This window comes from Herminiimonas sp., assembly GCF_030645555.1.
Classification (GTDB): domain Bacteria; phylum Pseudomonadota; class Gammaproteobacteria; order Burkholderiales; family Burkholderiaceae_D; genus Oxalicibacterium.
In genome coordinates, this window is record NZ_JAUSME010000283.1 from 1 (window position 1) to 1945 (window position 1945).

Here is a 1945-nt window from a genome sequence, read left to right on the forward strand (position 1 = left end):
ATCGTGCGTGAACAGGGCCGGCTTGACCTTGCCGTCGACGACTGCCGGATCGGTGAAGTTGCAGGTCAGGTAAGCCACTGGCGTCTGTATTTCATCCTTGCCGTTTGCGCTTGCGAACACGCGGCGGCCACGTGCATCGTCCATCCATGCGCCGCCGCGTTTGCCCTGGCGTGCGTACAGGTCGATATAGAACTGGCCTATCAGTGCGCCGTCTTTTTCAATGCGGAAAAACTTCACGTCAGGATGCCAGACCGGTGCGGTGTCAGGTTTGATCGTGACGGCAAACAGTGTTTCTATGGTGCGGAACAGCCCGTCTATGACTTTAGGCTCAGGGAAATACTGCTTCACTTCCTGTTCGGAAAACGCATAGCGCTGCTCGCGCAATTTTTCCGATGCATAGGTGACGTCCCATGCTTCCAGCTTGTCGATGCCGAGTTCCTTTTGCGCGTAGGCGCGCAGTTCCGCCAGATCTTTCTCCGCGTAGGGACGCGCGCACTTGGCCAGATCCTGCAGGAAGGTGATGACTTGTTCCGGCGTCTGCGCCATTTTCGATACCAGCGACACTTCGGCAAAATTCCTGTAACCGAGCAGCTTGGCTTCTTCGTCGCGCAGCATCAGGATGTCGACGATATTTTGCGTATTGTCCCAGGCCGGCTGGTCGGCGAGGTCGGATGCCTTGGTGGCATTGGCGCGATAAATCGTTTCGCGCAGGCTGCGCTTGTCGGCGTATTGCAGGATAGGGAAATACGAAGGGAAATGCAGCGTAAATTTATAGCCGGGCTTGCCATCTTTTTCAGCGGCAGCGCGTGCGGCCTGCTTCGCTTCGTCAGGCAAGCCTGCCAGTTCGGCTTCATCTTCGACGAACAGCGCGTAAGCATTGGTGGCGTCGAGTATGTTTTCAGAAAACCTGGTCGTCAGCGCCGCATGCTTTTCCTGGATTTCGGCGAAGCGCGGTTTTTGTTCTTCCGTCAGTTCGGCACCGCCCAGGCGGAAATCGCGCACGGCGTTTTCTATGATTTTCTTGCGTGCGGCTGAATAACCGGCGTAATCCGGTCCCAGCTGCAAAGCCTTGTAATTGGTAAACAGCGTCAGGTTTTGTGCCAGTGCGGTCCAGAACTCGGTGATCTTCGGCTGGTTTTCATTGTAGGCAGCGCGCAGTTCCGGGGTATCAACGACGGCATTCAAATGGCCGACTATGCCCCAGGCCCGGCCGAGTTTTTCCGTCACGTTTTCCAGCGGCTCGACAAAGTTTTCCCACGTCACTTGCGCAATCGGCGCTTCAAGTTCCTTGACGACGGTACGGCATTGCTCGAGCAGGCTGTCGATCGCCGAGCCTATATGCTCGGGTTTGATCGCAGCGAATTGCGGAAGATCGGAAAAGTCCAGCAGCGGGTTCAGGGCAATATTCATCAGTTCAATTCTCTTTCAGCTGCTTCTATGGTGTTAACCAGAAGCATGGTAATGGTCATGGGGCCGACGCCGCCGGGTACCGGCGTGATGTGGCTGGCGACTTCCTTCGCATGTACAAAATCGACATCGCCGCACAATTTACCTTCATCGTCGCGGTTAATGCCGACATCAATCACGATGGCGCCGGGTTTGATCATGTCTGCAGTCAGCGTGTTGCGGCGGCCGGTTGCAGACACGACTACATCGGCCTGGCGCGTGTGATAGGCAAGATCTGTCGTGCCACTGTGACATATGGTGACGGTGGCGTTGGCTTGCAATAGCAATAAGGCCATCGGTTTGCCTACCGTATTGCTGCGGCCGATCACGACGGCGTGCTTGCCGGCCAGCTTGAAGCCGGTGCTTTCTATCAGCTTCATGCAACCGTAAGGCGTGCAGGGGCGGAAGCCCGGCAGGCCGGTCAGCAGTTCGCCCGCGCTCAAGACCGAATAGCCATCCACATCCTTGCGCGGCGAAAGGGCTTCTATGACCTTGTTTG

1 protein-coding gene and 1 pseudogene are annotated in these 1945 nt (G+C 56.5%); both read right to left on the reverse strand.

Translation table 11 applies throughout. The features are described 5' to 3' along the window. Positions 1-1410: M3 family metallopeptidase (locus Q7T06_RS10875; RefSeq protein ID WP_304784529.1), on the reverse strand; the 1410-nt coding region annotated here is incomplete at its 3' end. Then, positions 1410-1945, reverse strand: a pseudogene (locus Q7T06_RS10880) (bifunctional 5,10-methylene-tetrahydrofolate dehydrogenase/5,10-methylene-tetrahydrofolate cyclohydrolase); the annotation flags it as partial. The pseudogene Q7T06_RS10880 and the gene Q7T06_RS10875, both read right to left, overlap by 1 nt.